The sequence below is a fragment of the Mesorhizobium sp. WSM4307 genome, from assembly GCF_007003945.1.
Taxonomy (GTDB): Bacteria; Pseudomonadota; Alphaproteobacteria; order Rhizobiales; family Rhizobiaceae; genus Mesorhizobium.
Genome location: NZ_VFTB01000002.1, coordinates 217,934 through 233,880 on the forward strand (window position 1 = coordinate 217,934; position 15,947 = coordinate 233,880).

Consider the following 15,947-nt stretch of genomic DNA (forward strand, 5'->3'; position numbering starts at 1 on the left):
GGTCCGGATTCATTTGCGGCCTTCCAGCGGATCGCCTTGGCCTGATCGGTCGCGGCACCCCTGATCTCTCTTGAATGAGCGACAGTATCGATCTCAACGCAAGACAAATGCGGGCTCGGCGAGGGTAGCAGCAGGCCTTTGCAGGTTTCGATCAGCCTATTCTCGCCTCAAATCGAACCGAACGGTTCGGTTCTGGTTGACGGATTGTGTCGCAAACAGTGAACAATCGCTTCCAAAAGCGCTCCGATCTTGTCGGAAGGGCTGAACTTAATAAACTGAAATGATTGCATAAATTGCGTTAAGATTGCTGCGCATGCAATATGCATTGTCTATAATATAAGGAAATTCTGCAAAGCCGACGCGACTGGTAATCCAAAAGGCATTTCCCTACTTCGGGGTGGTCCGAGCGACGCGAAATTCCTCCCAAGGGCACGCCACCAGACGGACAGGACAGATAAATATTGGAGTAAAGAAAATGACCAAGATCGCTCTTACCGCCGCCGCCATCCTCGTCGCTACGGGCGCCGCTTTCGCTGGCAGCGACCATTATGGCTCCGACAACTATGGTTCCAACAACGTCAACCAGCCGGTTGCCAGCCAGTCGTCCTCGAACATCGACACCACCTATACCGGTTCGATCGTGAAGTCTTTGAAGACACAGGGCGACGCCAATGCCAACGTGCCGGCTCAGTCGGGCCAGGGCATCTGGGGCCGTTAATTCCTCCAATCCCCGGAAGATTGACAAAGAGCGGTGGGCCTGGCCCGCCGCTCTTGTTTTGCGCAGCAGGGCAGGCATCGGTTTCAAGCAGCTGGGTCTTTGCAACCGGCGGAAAAGCTCCGCCTCCGGGAATAAAACCAGACGGCCTCGGGTCTTGTTCCTGCGGAACCGTCCTCCCAAGACGCCGCCCAACGGATGAGACAGGAGATTGAAATGAACAAGATCGCTATCGCCATAACCGCCATCCTCCTTGCAACCGGCGGCGCCCTTGCCGGCAGTGACCATTATGGCTCCGACAATGCCAACCAGCCGGTTGCCTCGATTGCCGGGGTGGATCACGCCGCCACCGGCGCGGTAAAGGACACGGATATGGCCGGGCGCAAGGCAGCCGATACCAGGATGAAGACCACCACCGACTGGCCGGAACCCGGCCAGGGTATCTGGGGCAACTGAGGTCTCGGGCGCGGCGGGCTTGCCCGCCCCATGCCCGGCAGGACTGCTAGCTCAGATCCTTCGGGCGCAGGCAATGCGTCAGTCGTGCCGCCGAAAGGCCAGACCAGTCGCTGTCGAAGACAAGGCGCGCGATGGCTGCCGTGGGGAACTTTTCCTCGAGCCTCTTATGGGCTTTGGTCTCCGAGCCGGATCCGGCAAGCTGTTTCGCCAGATCCTCCAGGCCCGGATTGTGGCCAACCACCACCAGACAGCGGCTTGATGGGTCGACTTTACGAACCTGGCTCAGAATATCCGCCGCCGAAGCCTCGTAGAGCGCTTCGGCAAACACGACCCGGGGATGTGCCGGCAGTTCCGCGGCGACCAGCCGCCATGTATCACGGGTGCGCAGAGCCGACGACACCAGCACAAGATCGGGCAGCCAGTCGCGCGCCGCAAGCTCCCGCCCCACCAATTTGGCCGCCTTCAATCCGCATTCGGCCAGTGGCCGGTCGACATCGTCGAGATCAGGGTCGTCCCAGCTCGATTTGGCGTGGCGCAGGAGAAGAAGCTGTTTCATCAATTTGCGTCCGACCAGGGAATGTCGGCATGAAAGTCCTTGCCATATCCACCGCCGTGCCTTGTGCCGGCTTCGACATCGAAGGCCGCCGCCAACTGGCCATGGATGAATAGGCCGACACGCCGTTCGCCGTTGTCCCATTTAACGACGATGTCGGTTTCGGCGACCGGCCAGGCTCCGGAACGAATGTGTATTGTTCCGACGATTGGCCCGACGGTTCTGCCCTGCATTTCACAGAAGTAAAAATATGCTGTGGCGTTTTGCGGGTCTCCGGCCTCGTCATATTCGAAAACGCCGGCCAGGTCGCCTTTAATGCGGATCGCAGTGTCGAAAACGTCCATTGGCCTCGGCTCAGGGCGTAATCCGCGCCAGATGCTCCAGATCGGCTTCCTCGCGCAGCGGATCGGGCGCCATCACCACCGAGGTGCCGTTGTCGGCATCGTCGGCAAAGTGAGCGAGCACCGTGCGCCCGGCCTCCATGCGCGCCTTCCCTTCGGCGACCAGGCCCAGAGCCAGCGGATAAAGCCGGTGCTCGGCCTTCAGCACCCGGGCAGCCAGCGTATCGGCATTGTCGGCGACCATCACCGGCACGGCCGCTTGTGCGATGATCGGCCCGTCGTCCATCTCCGACGTGACGAAATGCACGGTGCAGCCATGGATGCGCAGGCCGGCGGCCAGCGCGCGCGCATGGGTGTCGAGGCCCTTGAATGCCGGCAGCAGGGCAGGGTGGATGTTGATCATCCGGCCCTGCCATTTCTGGACGAAGCCGGAGGAGAGGATGCGCATGTAGCCGGCCAGGGCCACGATCTCGGCATTGAAGGCGGCGAGTGCGGCGTCGATCGCCGCGTCATGCGCCTGCTTGCTGGCATGGTTGGCGCGGGCAATGACCTGCGTGGCGATGCCGCGTGCCTTGGCGATTCCGAGGCCGGCGGCGTCGGCCTTGTCTGAAATCACGCCGACGATCTCGGCCGGGAAGGCCGGGTCGCTGGCCGCGGCGATCAGCGCGGTCATGTTGGAGCCGCGCCCCGAGATCAGGACGACAGTGCGTTTTCTCTGCGTGCTCATAGGCCGATCGAGCCCCGATAGATGACGCCGGCATCGCGGCGCGGCACGATGCGGCCGATGGGCGTCACCGTCTCGCCGGCTTCCTGCAGCACGGCGGCGACCTGCGCCGCCTGGCCGGAGGCGACCGCCAGGATCATGCCGACGCCGCAATTGAAGGTGCGCATCATCTCTTCCGGCGCCACGCCGCCGGTCTTGGCCAGCCACGAGAACACCGCCGGCACGTCTATGGCTTCCAGGTCGAGTTCGGCCGAAAAATCCTTGGGCAGCACGCGCGGAATGTTTTCCGGGAAACCGCCGCCGGTGATGTGCGCCAGCGCCTTGATGCCATGCGTGTTGCGGATCGCCTTGAGGATGGACTTGACGTAGATGCGGGTCGGTTCGAGCAACGCCTCGGCCAGCGTCGCCTCGTCGTTGAACGGCGCCGGATCGCTCCATGCCAGGCCACTGGCGGCGACGATGCGGCGCACCAGCGAAAAACCGTTCGAATGCAAGCCCGAGGAAGCGAGGCCCAAAAGCACATCGCCTTCGACGATGTCGTCGGTGGGCAAAAGCTGGCCGCGTTCGGCCGCGCCCACGGCAAAGCCGGCGAGATCATAGTCCTTGCCGTGATACATGCCGGGCATTTCCGCCGTCTCGCCGCCGATCAGCGCGCAGCCGGCCTGCCGGCAGCCCTCGGCGATGCCGCCGACGATCGCCGCTCCCTGGTCGGGATCGAGCTTGCCGGTGGCGAAATAGTCGAGGAAGAACAGCGGTTCGGCGCCCTGCACGACGATGTCGTTGACGCACATGGCGACGAGGTCGATGCCGATCGTGTCGTGCTTGCCGGCATCGATGGCGATCTTGAGCTTGGTTCCTACACCATCATTGGCGGCGACCAGCACAGGATCGGTAAAGCCGGCCGCCTTGAGGTCGAACAACCCGCCGAAACCGCCGATCTCGCCATCCGCACCCGGCCGGCGCGTGGCACGCACCAGCGGCTTGATCTTCTCGACCATGAGATTGCCGGCATCGATATCGACGCCGGCCTCGGCATAGGTGAGCCCGTTCCTGCGCTTGCTCGTTTTGGCCTGGCCCGTTTTGGGCTGGCTTGTGTCGCGCTTGCTCATCGCAATTTTCCTGCTCGTTTGCGGGCTCTTCGCATGAACGGTTTCGGTCCGCAAGGATAACGGCGGAGCCGAGCGCCATTTGACCTGACAAAAGCGTGGATAGAATGGCATAGGATTGGCGCTCGCGCCTGGAACGAACTGTCCTTGTTGCGGCTCTCCATCTCCTTCATCTATCTCCAAACAGCGCATGGCGGGACAATGAGTTGACCATCCCCAATCTGATCACCATCCTGCGCCTTCTCCTGGTGCCTGCCGTGGTGCTGGCCATGCTGCAGGCCCGTTGGGACTGGGCCTTTGCCGGCCTCGTCATCGCCGGCGTCTCGGATGGCATCGACGGCTTCATCGCCCGCCGCTTCAACCAGCAGTCCGAACTCGGCGCCTATCTGGATCCGATGGCCGACAAGCTGCTTCTGGTTTCGGTGTTCGTCGTCATGGGCTTCATCGGGCAATTGCCGCTGTGGCTGGTCGTCACCATGGTGTCGCGCGATGCGCTGATCGTCTGCGCGGTCCTGTTGTCCACCGTGATGGCGCACCCGGTCGAGATAAAGCCGTTCCTGGTGTCGAAAGCCAATACCGCCATCCAGATCGTGCTGGCGGCGGTCGTGCTGGGCGAGCTCGCCTTTGCCCTGCACCTCGACCCTCTGCGGCCAGCCCTCATATTGCTGTCCGGGGTCTTGACCGTGGCTTCGGCCGCAGCCTATCTCGTGGCTTGGCTGAGGCATATGAGCGGCTATGGCGAAGGCTCCAATCCGAACATCTGAGAAAGAAGCAGCGGTGATCGAGGCCGCGGCTGCCGATCTTGTCGCGGCCTCCGCGTTCCGCCGGCAGATCTCCTTCTGGGTGGCCGGCGTCGCCGCGCTTGCGTTGTTCCTCTACGTATTCAGCGCCATCCTGCTGCCCTTCGTCGCCGGCATGGTGCTTGCCTATTTCCTCGATCCGGTCGCCGACCGGCTGCAGCGGCTTGGCCTGTCGCGTTTCATGGCGACGGTGGTCATCCTGATCACCTTCCTCATCGTGCTGGTGCTGGCCTTTGTCATCCTCATTCCGGTCTTGGCGACGCAGATGGCCGATTTCGCCGGCAAACTGCCGGAATACCTGACCCGGCTGCAGAGCCTGATCACCTCCTTCGATCCGAAATGGCTGGAGCAGAAATTCGGCGTCAACGCCAATGGCTTGCGCGATGGGCTGAATTCGCTGCTGACTTCGGGTTTCGGCCTGCTCACCACGGTCTTCACCTCGATCTGGAGTTCGGGCGTGGCGCTGGTCTCGGTGATCAGCCTGTTCGTGGTGACGCCGGTGGTTGCCTTCTACATGCTGCTCGACTGGGACCGCATGGTGGCGGTCATCGACAGCTGGGTGCCGCGCGACAACGTCGCGACCGTGCGCGCCATTGCGCGCGACATCAACACCGCGACCGCCGGTTTCGTGCGCGGCCAGGGCACGCTCTGCCTGGTGCTCGGCGCCATGTACGCCACCGGTCTGACGCTGACCGGGCTGAACTTCGCCATCCTGATCGGCCTGTTCGCCGGGCTGATCTCGTTCATTCCCTATGTCGGCTCGCTGACCGGGCTGGTTCTGGCGGTCGGCGTCGCTTTTGTGCAGTTCTGGCCGGACTGGACAATGATCGTCGCCGTCGCCGTGGTCTTCTTCATCGGCCAGTTCATCGAAGGCAACATCCTGCAGCCCAGGCTGGTCGGCAAAAGCGTCGGCCTGCATCCGGTGTGGCTGATGTTCGCTCTGTTCGCCTTCGGCGCGCTGTTCGGTTTTGTCGGTCTGCTGATTGCCGTGCCGGCTTCCGCCGCCGTCGCCGTTCTGGTGCGCTTCGCCATCGCCCGCTATCTCGAATCGCCGCTTTACAAGGGCCACGCGACAGAGGCTGCGCCGCCGCTGCCGGCCGATCGTGGCGGCGGCCACCGCACCCAACCACGTCGCTCGAAGTGACCGCCCAGCGAACCGATCCGCCGCGCCAGCTGCCGCTCGATCTCGGCCACGGCACAGGCTATTCGCGCGACGAACTCGTCGTCTCCGGCACCAACAACCAGGCGGCGGCACTGGTCGACCGCTGGCCGGACTGGCCCTCGCCTGTGGTGGTGCTGGCAGGTCCCGCCGGCTCCGGCAAGTCGCATCTGGCCGCCATCTGGCGTGCGCGCGCCAACGCGGTCGTGGTCGACGCCCGGCTCATCGGCGATTGCATCGCCAGTCTCGGCGCCCGGCCGGCGCTGATCGACGATGTCGATGCCGGCGCGGTCGACGAACAAGGCCTGTTCCATCTGATCAATGCGGTGCGCGGCGCCGGCTCGACGCTGCTGTTGACCGCACGGCGTTTTCCCTCGGCCTGGGGCGTGTCGCTGCCGGATCTGGCCTCGCGGCTGAAAGCGGCGGCGACGGTCGAGATCCATGAGCCCGACGACCTGCTGCTGGCCGGCGTCATCACCAAGCTGTTCGCCGACCGCCAGGTCGAGGTCGAACCGCATGTCGTGCAATATCTGGTGCGGCGCATCGAGCGCTCGCTGGCGACAGCCATGCGTGTGGTGGAGCGGCTGGACCGCACCGCGCTCGAGCGCAAGATGCCGATCACGCGAGCACTCGCCGCCGAAACGGTCAGCGCGATGGATGAGGGGCAGGGCGCGTTCGAGATTTAGGGAATCTCAAACGACCAGTGAACACAGGGCGTGTCCCATTTCGGGAAAAAGAACTGGCATCCATCTTGCTGCACCAGCTTGCCGGCTGACCCCGGTCCTGATTGCGTTCCAAATCAGGTTGTAGGCTCGCCGGGATTGAGTTTGGGGTTCTCGCCCGGCGAGCTTGCCTTCAACTGCTCTCGGACCCGATCTATCCACGACCGACATAGAATGCGCGCTCCGGGCTTGAAGTCGGGCGGAGTGGGGGCGCTCGTTCAGCAGGGCTGGACCGGCGCGCGTATCGTCGCATGAAGGCCGGAGCGCGTATCGCCCGACCAAGGGCACGACAAAGGCGGCGGCCGCGGTTCAGGCTCTGGTGGGCAAGGGCGCCTGAATCGCACCAGCTATGAAGAGGATGGTCGGAGTGGAGAGATTCGAACTCCCGACCCTCTGGTCCCAAACCAGATGCGCTACCAGCCTGCGCTACACTCCGAACGGTCTGTTGCCTATTCATTTCGGTGTTGGATGGCAAGAGCAAAAACCTTGCCGCCATGCGCATTGCGCAGTAATGACGGGCGAAGGGGCGGCGATGCTGCCTTGCACAACCATGAGGTGGCCATGTCCGCGCGCATTTTCAGCCCAGCCAAAACCGCGATGCAATCCGGCAAGGCCAAGACCGGCCACTGGGTGCTGGAATTCGACCCCGAGATGCGCAAGAAGATCGACCCCTTGATGGGCTATACGACGTCGGGAGACATGAGAAGCCAGATCAGGCTGACCTTCGACACGCGCGAAGAGGCCGTGGCCTACGCCGAAAAGGAAGGGCTTGCCTTCCGTGTCGAGGAGCCGAAAGAGACCAAGCGCCGCCAGATTTCCTATGCGGAGAATTTCCGCTATGACCGCAGGACGCCCTGGACGCATTGAACGGCGTCAGCGCCAGATATCCAGCCGGCCGCTTTGGCCGGCCAGCGGTCCCGTAGCTCAGCTGGATAGAGCACCGGCCTTCTAAGCCGATGGTCACAGGTTCGAATCCTGTCGGGATCGCCAATAAATCAATGATTTTACGAGGTTATTTCCTTCTTGTTGAGGCGTGTCGGTTCGCTTTCTGCCGCGCCGGCACGGTGCAGGCTCGCTGTAAGAAATGACCGGCGGGAACCTGACGCTTGCCTGCGCGTTGCATCGCATGCTCAAGAAGATCGCCTTCGCCGCCGTGCTGTTCCAGGTTGCCGTTTTCTCGGCTCTGATAACGCAGACGGTTCTTTTCGCATCGACGGCGACCCAAGCCGCAGACGTACGGCGCAGCGAACCCATTGCCGTCACCGACAGGGAATGCGCCGCCGCGAGGTGGCCGAACATTCCGGGTCGGTGTCTGGAGCGGGTTGAGGCGCGCAACTCTATTACGACGCTGGTGCTGACGGCGGGCCAATAGAGCAGAGCTGCGTGGGCGACCCGGAATTATTTCGTGATCCGCCGAAGTTGGAACCTTAGCCTACATCAGGCGTTCGGGGCCTTGTATTCGCGGAGCCTCATAAAAGGCAATGTGCGGGCCGGCGAACGGGCGGGACAAAACAAGCGCGGGTTGGGGGAGGAGAAAACGAGGCCATGTCGAAACGTGAAATTGGAACGTCCCCCGCCCTGGGGCGGCGTATCGCTCAACTCAGAGCCAGAATGCAGGATGCCGAAATTTCCGATCATGAGATGAAGACCTTCCACAAGGTCGCGGCCATCATGGGGGCGGGCGACGGGTCCCTACAACTGGATGCCGACGACCTGATCGCGGCATCCTTCGTTGTCGAAGCAAGTGGACCGGCGCCGAACCATCGACGTTCTGAATTCCCCGCATCGCGCGAAATTTAGTCGGCGGGCTTGCGTTCACCGCCGGGGCACGGCGGTCCATTTGGGCGAGCATGCTCCGGCTCCCTGATCTCGAATTGAAGGGAAAGTCTTATCAATTTGTTTGCGTTGGCGCGTCATAGTAGCGACGGCTAACGGAGTGGAATGGGATGAAGTTCGACCTGTCGTCGACCAGTTGGGGCAGGGTGATCGCTGTCACCGCCGCCGGCACGGTATTCTTCATTGCCGTGGCGTTTTTCGTCGATTCCTTCAATTTCCCCTATCTCTCGCCCGAGGCCGTCTGGCGCGCGCAAATGACGGATCTCATGCTGCCCCTGGTGCTGGGCGGGTCGTTTCTGTTTTTTCTCATGTGGAAGATTCGCCAGCTGGCGATAGCTCAGCGCGACCTCAGCGTCATCGCCGCCACCGACAGTCTGACGGCCGTGCTGAATCGCGGCGCCTTCTCGATGCTGGTCGAGGCCTATCTGGAGGAGACCCGCAAGCAGGAACAGACCCGTTCCGGCGCGCTGCTGATCATCGATGCCGACCACTTCAAGTCTATCAACGACCGCCTCGGCCATGACTGTGGCGACCAGGCGCTCAAGCTCATCGCGCAGGCGATCAAGGGACAGCTGCGCGGCAGCGATATCGTCGGCCGCATCGGCGGCGAGGAGTTTGGCGTGTTTCTTCCCGGTGTCGACCCCTCGCAATCCTGGCTGGTTGCCGAAGGCATCCGCCGGCGAATTCGCGAAATGGACTTTTCGCCTGGCGGCCGCGCCTGTCCGCTTTCCGTCAGTATCGGCGGCACCAGCTTCATCGGGCCGACGACTTACGAGGCGATATTCTCCGCCGCAGACAGACGGCTCTATGCCGCCAAGTCGAATGGCCGCGATCAGGTCAGTTTCGACCCGGCGGAAGCCGCCCTGGTGTCTCAGTCCGGCGCCGCCACGGTGCATTGACCGCAGCCTTGCTGCGCGTGAAGGCTGAGGTCGCCGCTTCCTTGACGCCGTCTTGCCGGTGTGCTTCCTCCGGCTAAGGTGATGTATTGGGCGTCGCCAGAGACATTTCTGCTTTCTTGATCTCCTCGGTCTTCCGGGCCACCGGCGCAGTCACGACCTGTTTCGGTGCCGGGCGAACGAGTGGCGGGATGGCCCGGGCTAGGCAAGCGCGGCGATCATGATCCATTTGTTCAACGGCTTTCAGAACCCGTTTGGCGGCAGCGAACGCGAAACCCTGGACCTGTATCGGCTGTTGAGTGCCGACCAGCAGGTGTGTCTTTGGGCAACCTCTTCGCGCGTGTCCGACGAACTGATGCGGCAATTTCCGATTCGCCGCGTGTCGCTGACAAAGCGCGAGGTGCCGGACGGCGGCACCTATGTCTTCCTCGGCGCGCATTGGCGCAACAAAATCTGGCCTTACCTGATCCGGCGGCCACGCCGGCTGATCTATGTCTTCAACACCTTTCACCCGAAGATCATCGGGCTGACGACCGGCATGCCGCGCCTGCTGGGCTGGCCCGGCGCCGAATTGGTGCTGATCTCGGAATTCCAGAAGCGCATGCTGCAGGTCGAAGGCGTCGTGCATCCGTCGCCGATCGATATCGGGCGTTTTTCACCACGACCGGCAAGGCCGGACGGCCCGTTCACGGTGGGGCGGCTGAGCCGCGACACGGCGGACAAGCATCATGCCGACGATGTGGCGCTCTACGAGGCCTTGCTGGCCGACGGCGTTGCGGTACGGATCCAGGGCGGCATGCCGCTGAAGGACAGGCTCGCGCCGCATCCGCAACTCGAACTCCTGCCGCAGGGCCAGTTTGCCGCCGAGCAGTTTTTGCCGACGCTCGACGTCTTCTACTATCGCACCGGCTCGCATGTGGAGACATTCGGCCGCGTGGTGTTCGAGGCGATGGCCTGCGGTTTGCCCGTGGTCTGCCATGCGCATGGCGGCTATGCCGACTATATCAGCCATGGCGAAAACGGTTTTCTGTTCGAGTCGACGCAACAGGCGGCGCGCATCCTGGCCGAGCTCAAGGCCGATCCAGCGCTGCGGGCTGACATGGGCCACAAAGCGCGGCAGACCGTCGAGCGACTGTTTTCGCCGCAGGCATTGCAACAGCGGCTGGATTTCTATCGGCGTTAGCGGTACCGCCCCGTTTGTCGTCAATCTCGACATCGCTAAAGTTGACATGCAAAAGAACCACCAGGCGGACGCATCGGCGCCACCAGATCGAGCAGGGCTTCTTACCAATGACGTTGATGGGCGCGGCGGCACTGCTGATCCTGGTCCTGACCTATGCCGGCGTCGCCATCGGCCGCATCCCCGGTTTGCGTCTTGACCGGGCAGGCATCGCGCTGCTTGGCGGCGCCGCGATGATCGCCGTTGGCGCGATCAGCATGGAGGACGCCTACCGCGCCATCAATTTCGACACGATCACGCTTCTGCTCGGCATGATGATCGTGGTGGCGCATCTGAAGGTCTCTGGCGCCTTTCGCGGCCTGGGCGCCATCGCCATCGAACACGCGCACGCGCCCTTCATGCTCCTGGTGATGGTGACGCTGCTGACCGGCGTGCTGTCGGCCTTCCTGGTCAACGACGCCATCTGCCTGGTCATGGCGCCGATCGTCGTCCACGTCACCCGCGTCATCAATCGCAACCCGATCCCGTACCTGATCGCCACCGCCACCGCCTCGAACTGCGGCAGCGTCGCCACCATCACCGGCAATCCTCAGAACATGGTCATCGGCGCGCTGTCGGGCATTTCCTATCCCGCTTTTTCGGCGGCACTCGCGCCGGTCGCCCTGTTCGGTCTCGTCGCGGTCATCGTCATCGTGCGCATCGTCTATCGCGCCGAATTCACCCGCACAGCTGAATTGACGCCGCATGTCTCGCGCGGCCGGATGCATCGCGGGCAGGTGCTGAAAGCCGTGATCGTCTGCATCGGGCTGGCCATCGCCTTCTTCGCCGGCGTCCCCGTTGCCAAGGCGGCGTTGATCGGCGGAGCCATTCTCCTGCTCACCCGCGCCATCAAGCCGGACCGCATCTACCGTGAGATCGATGGCCCGCTGCTGTTCATGTTCGCCGGTTTGTTCGTGGTGGTCGCCAGCGCCGAAAGGACGTTGCTGACGCCGGATCTCATCGCCTCGGCCAAGAATCTCGGCCTCGACGATGTCTGGCGCCTGTCCAGCTTCACCGCGGTGCTCTCCAACATCATGAGCAATGTTCCGGCGGTGCTGGCGCTGCGGCCGTTCATACCTGGGCTGGAAAACCCCGAACGGGCCTGGCTGGTGGTGGCGATGAGTTCAACGCTCGCCGGCAATTTCACGCTGCTCGGCTCGGTCGCCAACCTGATCGTCGCCGAGCAGTCCAAGGCTGCCGGCACGCCCTTGTCGTTCGGTGCCTTCTTCAAGGTCGGCCTGCCGCTGACGCTGATCACTCTCGTCGCCGGCACGGCATGGCTGGCCTTCGGGTTCTAACCGGAGTGGTAAAAGCGGTGACGGATACGAATCAAGTCGAAAGTGGAGATCTGATCCGACGTGCGGTGGCTGCTTTCAATTCCGGCAATCATGGCCAGGCAATGCAGCTGTGCGAGTTAGGCCTGAAGCAACGCCCGAACGATCCGGCTCTTTGCCATCTTCTGGCGGCGATCCTGTTCGCCAGGGCGGATTTGTCGGGAGCTCGCACGCGCATCGAGACGAGCCTGGCCGCTCATGCGGATAATGTGCCCGCTTTGATTCTGGCATGCAGGATTGCTCGGGCCGACGGCCGGTTCGAGGCAGCGTTGCAACAGCTGGATCGCGCGGCAAAGCTGTCATCACAGGCGGAAATACTGATCGAGCGGGCACGTACCCTTGATCAGGCAGGCAATGCTTTGGCCGCGGGCGAATGGTGGACACTCGTCTTGCAATGGGATCCGAAATCCGAGGAGGCTGCGGCGCGCCTCGGGCGCCTTGCCTGGCAACGCGGCGCGTCTGTTGAGGCAGAGGACTTGCTCGAACGCGCCGTCGCTGGCGGCGGGCATCCTTCTGCCTGGTTTGATCTCGGGTTGGTGCGTCAGGACATGCGCAAGTTCGGCGCCGCTGCCCAGGCCTATCGACGCGTGCTGGAGATGAGCCCCGATACCCCGGAGGCTGCCGTCAATCTGGGCGTCGTCTTGCAGGAAACTGGTGATCTGGATGGGGCGATGCTGGCGTATTCAACGGCCTATCGTCTGCGCCCATCCACGTTCGGCGTCATCGCCATGGCGCTTACATCGGCGCCGAGTGGTCGGCTGTGGCTCGATGAGGAAGCACTGCGTCGCTTACTCGCCAGTGGAGCGCCCCCGCCGGGCGCGGAACCGCTTGCGGTAGACACCCGGCGTTGACAAGACATTACCGACGGTGCGCGCATAAGACGCCTGCCGTTCTTCGTCGAACACCTCGTATTCCAGCTGCGGCGTCGCCCGCGGAACCGCAAAGCACTGTGCGACCGGGGTTCCTTTCCCGAGCACGCCGGAGAACCCAGGTTCCGTCCAGACCGCCGGGAAATTGATGCCGCCATCGCTGAACCGGTCGGAATCCACCAGCCCAGTCACCAGCCTGAAAGGAAGATCCTCGCGATTGACCGGATGCGTCGCGAACAGCGACCAGCCTTCCTCGACCTCGATGGTCCAGAAGCTGTTGAATTTGAGGGCGGCTTGGCCGGGCGTAGCAAACGGGCTGCCGGCGAGCTGCCCCGGTGTGTGGAAGCTCAATGGCGCTCTGGGGTGGTTCTGCGTGACCGGTTCTGGAATTTGCCAGTCCCACGAAAAGGTGCCCTTGTCGACGACGACGTCGCACGGCAGCAGGACCATGAAGCCATAGGTCATCGCATCGACAACGGGTGGGCATTGCTTGAGCGTGCGAATGTCGCGGCCGTGGATCGCCGAATAGGCGGTGGCGGGCATGGCGCGCAGCCATTCCGGCAGAGCGCCGCGCGCCGGGATCGGGCGCGGCAAATGCTCGATCAACATTGGATCACATCGAAAGATGATACGCATCACCGCCTCCCTGGCATTGCGATACCATGCTTGCCGGCTGCGTTCCAAGCCACGGCTGGTTCAGTCCTTGTTCCGCGATCTGACCCGGACAAGCGTCGCCGCTGCTCGTCCTGCCGCCTCGATGTAATCGGGATTGCGGTGGACCAGCATGATCGAAAAGGAGCCATCGATCAAAAGCACGATCTCGCGCGCCGCCGCCTGTGGTTCCTCGACGCCGTGGTCCGACAACGCGCCGGCCAGCCATGCCTCGAAATTCGACTTGTGGCGTGATCCGACCTTGATCGCCGGATGGCCGGGCATCGAAGCGAGTTCCGCGGCCGTGCGCAGGAAACCGCATCCCTTCCATTTCGGGTGGCGCGCAGCCCGCGCCAGATTGCTGAAGATCGCCTCGGCCTTGCGGTCCGCGCCGCCTTCCGCGGCATCGAACCAGCCGGCCATCTGCCGCAGATTGGGCTGGTCCCGCCCGTCCAGATAGGCGGCGATCAGGTCGTCCTTGCTCTTGAAGTGGTAGTAAAGCGTCCGCTTGGTGAGGCCGGCCTTTTCCGCGACGGCGTCGACGCTGACGCGGCCGATTCCCTCGGCATAGAACAGCTTCGTCGCGGCATCGACGATGCGTTTGCGGGTCGGGCTGGCGACTTCGGGCATGAGCCATGTATACCGACTAGTGAATATACACGCAATCGAAAGAGTGATCCCTTTCCGTGGTATCTGGAAAGGAAGAACAATGGCCGATCTTGTCCTGAACGAGACCCGCGACGGGGTAAGCGTCCTCACCCTCAACCGCCCGGAAAAGCTCAATGCGCTGAACTACGCCCTGATCGATCGCCTGCTAGCGATCCTCGACACGATAGAGGCCGACAATGCGGTCCGCGCCGTCATCCTGACCGGTGCCGGCGAACGCGCCTTCTCCGCCGGCGGCGATATCGGCGAATTCTCATTGAGTGTCGCCGCAGGCACGGATGTGGCGCTGCGCGACTTCGTCCTGCGCGGCCAGCGACTGACGGCAAGGCTTGAAGCCTTCCGCAAACCCATCATCGCCGCCGTCAACGGGATTGCCTTCGGCGGAGGCTGCGAGATCACCGAGGCCGTGCCGCTGGCCATCGCCAGCGACCGCGCCCTGTTCGCCAAGCCGGAGATCAACCTCGCAATGCCCCCGACCTTCGGCGGCACGCAGCGCCTTCCGCGGCTTGCCGGGCGCAAGCGCGCGCTTGAACTGCTTTTGACGGGCGCAACCTTTTCGGCTGAACGAGCGGCCGAACTCGGCCTCGTCAACAAGATTGTGCCGCATGCCGAGCTGATGCCGGCAGCGCACGATCTTGCCCGCCGCATCGCCACGCATTCGCCGGCAGCGCTCGCCAGCATTCTCACTGCGGTGGCGCGCGGCATCAACCTCAGCATCGCCGAAGGGCTGTTGGTCGAGGCCGAGCAGTTCGCCCGCATGGCGCCGACCGCCGATCTCAGGGAAGGCCTTGCCGCCTGGATCGAGCGGCGCAAGCCCAGCTACGACGGCACCTGGACACACATCACAAGGCCGGACGAAGCAAGGCGCGCCTCGCTGCGGCTCGACCATTCGTAGGCGGTGGCAAGTGGCGCTCGCCCGAGGCGCTTCTGCTGCCGATCGGCGAAGTGCTGGCGCGGTTCGTCCGCAGCGAGGATTTCTCACTCGTGAAAGCCTGCGAGGCCTGCACGCTGGCGGCTGTGCACCGCCAGCCCGCGAAGGCATCACGGCGCCACGTTCATATGGCCCCTCATGTTGGGGTGGAAGCGGCAGAAATAGTCGATCGCTCCAGCCGCCTTCAGTGTCAGGCTCGCCGATTTCTTCGGCGGGATCATCACCTCCCAGCCGCCCTTGACGGTGGCCGTGTGGGCAACCACATCCTTGTTCACCCACTCGACCGTGTCGCCGACCTTCGCCTCGACGGTTGCCGGGGAGAAGACGAGCTTGTCGATGGTGACCTCTATGGTTGCGGCCGCCGCCGGCGCCGTCATAAGCGCCAGAGCGGCCAGCCATGGCAGATGGATCAAGACGCCCGCCTTCATTTCAGCATGCCGGCGACATGTTCGGCGTGCTGCTCATGCCCCTGGAAGATCTTGAGGCCGGTCTCGAGCAGGCTCTTCAACTCGGCATTGCTGGCCGAAGGGATGAGCAGCGTTTCGAGCGCGCCGTTGACCTGCTTGTGATAGGCGACTTCATTCTCGATATAGGCCTTGTCGAAAGCCGCGCCCTTCAGCTTGGCGAGCTTGGCGCGTTCTTCTTCCGCCGCCTTGGTCAGCGCCTGGCTGGTGGCGTTGTCCTCGGGCTTCACCTTGAGCTTCTTGACCAGGTCGAGCGCCTGCTTGTTCACCGCCTCATGGTCGCGCTCCATGTCCTTGGCGAACGCGACGACCTCCTTGTTCTTCGATGTCTTGATCGCCTGCTTGGCCGCCTCGATGTCGAGGACGCCGGCCGTGTAGGCGATATGGGCGATCTGCGGGTCGGTCGGCTTGTCGGCGGCCTGCGCGAACGGAGCAGCGCTGACGAAAAGCACGGCGGCAAGGGCGGCGGTATATCGGGTGAACATGGCATCCTCCTTCGCCCGGC

At 63.2% G+C, this 15,947-nt stretch carries 21 protein-coding genes and 2 tRNA genes; 14 read left to right on the forward strand and 9 right to left on the reverse strand.

Annotated features, from left to right (window positions below):
- Positions 1-475: 475 nt before the first annotated feature.
- Positions 476-718 carry a DUF680 domain-containing protein gene (locus FJV83_RS04635; protein WP_142886405.1) on the forward strand — a complete coding sequence of 81 codons (243 nt, stop codon included), beginning with the start codon at positions 476-478 and terminating at the stop codon, positions 716-718.
- 213 nt (positions 719-931) lie between these two features.
- Positions 932-1,171 carry a DUF680 domain-containing protein gene (locus tag FJV83_RS04640; protein ID WP_095770627.1) on the forward strand — a complete coding sequence of 80 codons (240 nt, stop codon included), beginning with the start codon at positions 932-934 and terminating at the stop codon, positions 1,169-1,171.
- 46 nt (positions 1,172-1,217) lie between these two features.
- Here FJV83_RS04640 and FJV83_RS04645 read toward each other — a convergent pair whose 3' ends face one another.
- From FJV83_RS04645 to purM, 4 genes are read right to left on the reverse strand one after another with little or no spacing between them, the layout of a single operon-like run.
- Positions 1,218-1,727 carry a histidine phosphatase family protein gene (locus tag FJV83_RS04645; RefSeq protein ID WP_142886406.1) on the reverse strand — a complete coding sequence of 170 codons (510 nt, stop codon included), beginning with the start codon at positions 1,725-1,727 and terminating at the stop codon, positions 1,218-1,220.
- Positions 1,727-2,068 (reverse strand): hypothetical protein, encoded by a 342-nt coding sequence (locus FJV83_RS04650; protein WP_142886407.1) that lies wholly within the window; start codon positions 2,066-2,068, stop codon positions 1,727-1,729. Before FJV83_RS04650 ends, FJV83_RS04645 begins: the two co-directional genes overlap by 1 nt.
- Before the next feature lie 10 nt (positions 2,069-2,078).
- Entirely contained in the window at positions 2,079-2,792 is a 714-nt protein-coding gene (gene purN, locus FJV83_RS04655) for a phosphoribosylglycinamide formyltransferase (RefSeq protein ID WP_142886408.1), read from the reverse strand.
- Complete coding sequence (purM, locus tag FJV83_RS04660) at positions 2,789-3,898, reverse strand: phosphoribosylformylglycinamidine cyclo-ligase (RefSeq protein WP_095770623.1); 1,110 nt, start codon at positions 3,896-3,898, stop codon at positions 2,789-2,791. Before purM ends, purN begins: the two co-directional genes overlap by 4 nt.
- Positions 3,899-4,101: 203 nt before the next feature.
- Here purM and FJV83_RS04665 point away from each other — a divergent pair, with 203 nt between their 5' ends.
- Genes FJV83_RS04665 through hdaA form a run of 3 tightly spaced genes read left to right on the forward strand, consistent with a single transcriptional unit; the run spans position 4,102 to position 6,540 of the window.
- Positions 4,102-4,659, forward strand: a complete 558-nt coding sequence (locus tag FJV83_RS04665) for a CDP-alcohol phosphatidyltransferase family protein (protein ID WP_142886409.1) — start codon at positions 4,102-4,104, stop codon at positions 4,657-4,659.
- Positions 4,631-5,839 carry an AI-2E family transporter gene (locus FJV83_RS04670; RefSeq protein WP_142886410.1) on the forward strand — a complete coding sequence of 403 codons (1,209 nt, stop codon included), beginning with the start codon at positions 4,631-4,633 and terminating at the stop codon, positions 5,837-5,839. Before FJV83_RS04665 ends, FJV83_RS04670 begins: the two co-directional genes overlap by 29 nt.
- A complete protein-coding gene (hdaA, locus tag FJV83_RS04675; protein WP_095770620.1) occupies positions 5,836-6,540 on the forward strand; it encodes a DnaA regulatory inactivator HdaA in 705 nt (234 codons plus the stop codon). The genes FJV83_RS04670 and hdaA overlap by 4 nt, the downstream gene beginning before the upstream one ends.
- 395 nt (positions 6,541-6,935) lie before the next feature.
- Here hdaA and FJV83_RS04680 read toward each other — a convergent pair.
- Positions 6,936-7,012: transfer RNA gene (locus FJV83_RS04680), tRNA-Pro, on the reverse strand.
- Positions 7,013-7,137: 125 nt separating this feature from the next.
- Here FJV83_RS04680 and FJV83_RS04685 point away from each other — a divergent pair.
- The 8 genes from FJV83_RS04685 (at position 7,138) to FJV83_RS04720 (ending at position 12,712) form a co-directional block, all read left to right on the forward strand.
- Positions 7,138-7,443, forward strand: coding sequence for an ETC complex I subunit (locus FJV83_RS04685; RefSeq protein WP_015318428.1), 306 nt, complete (start codon positions 7,138-7,140; stop codon positions 7,441-7,443).
- Between the two features lie 46 nt (positions 7,444-7,489).
- Positions 7,490-7,566, forward strand: a tRNA-Arg gene (locus FJV83_RS04690).
- A 94-nt stretch (positions 7,567-7,660) separates the two neighbouring features.
- Positions 7,661-7,948, forward strand: coding sequence for a hypothetical protein (locus FJV83_RS04695; RefSeq protein WP_142886411.1), 288 nt, complete (start codon positions 7,661-7,663; stop codon positions 7,946-7,948).
- 173 nt (positions 7,949-8,121) lie between these two features.
- Positions 8,122-8,376: a hypothetical protein gene (locus FJV83_RS04700; protein ID WP_095770618.1), complete on the forward strand. Its 255-nt coding sequence runs from the start codon at positions 8,122-8,124 to the stop codon at positions 8,374-8,376.
- 146 nt (positions 8,377-8,522) lie between these two features.
- Positions 8,523-9,311 carry a GGDEF domain-containing protein gene (locus tag FJV83_RS04705; RefSeq protein ID WP_095770617.1) on the forward strand — a complete coding sequence of 263 codons (789 nt, stop codon included), beginning with the start codon at positions 8,523-8,525 and terminating at the stop codon, positions 9,309-9,311.
- Between the two features lie 217 nt (positions 9,312-9,528).
- Positions 9,529-10,491: a glycosyltransferase family 4 protein gene (locus tag FJV83_RS04710; RefSeq protein ID WP_095788321.1), complete on the forward strand. Its 963-nt coding sequence runs from the start codon at positions 9,529-9,531 to the stop codon at positions 10,489-10,491.
- A 107-nt stretch (positions 10,492-10,598) separates the two neighbouring features.
- Positions 10,599-11,825, forward strand: coding sequence for an anion transporter (locus FJV83_RS04715; protein ID WP_142886412.1), 1,227 nt, complete (start codon positions 10,599-10,601; stop codon positions 11,823-11,825).
- A gap of 17 nt (positions 11,826-11,842) precedes the next feature.
- Entirely contained in the window at positions 11,843-12,712 is an 870-nt protein-coding gene (locus tag FJV83_RS04720; protein WP_095791857.1) for a tetratricopeptide repeat protein, read from the forward strand.
- Here FJV83_RS04720 and FJV83_RS04725 read toward each other — a convergent pair.
- Together FJV83_RS04725 and FJV83_RS04730 are read right to left on the reverse strand one after the other, a co-directional pair.
- A complete protein-coding gene (locus tag FJV83_RS04725) occupies positions 12,650-13,339 on the reverse strand; it encodes a hypothetical protein (protein ID WP_245318023.1) in 690 nt (229 codons plus the stop codon). The genes FJV83_RS04720 and FJV83_RS04725 overlap by 63 nt on opposite strands.
- A gap of 87 nt (positions 13,340-13,426) precedes the next feature.
- On the reverse strand, positions 13,427-14,011 hold the full coding sequence (locus FJV83_RS04730; protein ID WP_095791704.1) for a TetR/AcrR family transcriptional regulator: 585 nt from the start codon (positions 14,009-14,011) through the stop codon (positions 13,427-13,429).
- A gap of 79 nt (positions 14,012-14,090) precedes the next feature.
- Between FJV83_RS04730 and FJV83_RS04735 the strand changes: the two genes are divergently transcribed.
- Positions 14,091-14,942, forward strand: coding sequence for a crotonase/enoyl-CoA hydratase family protein (locus tag FJV83_RS04735; protein ID WP_095791703.1), 852 nt, complete (start codon positions 14,091-14,093; stop codon positions 14,940-14,942).
- Positions 14,943-15,088: 146 nt separating this feature from the next.
- On the opposite strand, the gene FJV83_RS04740 is transcribed toward FJV83_RS04735, so the two are convergent.
- Both FJV83_RS04740 and FJV83_RS04745 read right to left on the reverse strand, forming a co-directional pair.
- Complete coding sequence (locus FJV83_RS04740) at positions 15,089-15,406, reverse strand: cupredoxin family copper-binding protein (RefSeq protein WP_095791702.1); 318 nt, start codon at positions 15,404-15,406, stop codon at positions 15,089-15,091.
- Positions 15,403-15,927, reverse strand: a complete 525-nt coding sequence (locus FJV83_RS04745) for a DUF4142 domain-containing protein (protein WP_142877626.1) — start codon at positions 15,925-15,927, stop codon at positions 15,403-15,405. The genes FJV83_RS04740 and FJV83_RS04745 overlap by 4 nt, the downstream gene beginning before the upstream one ends.
- Positions 15,928-15,947: the final 20 nt, after the last annotated feature.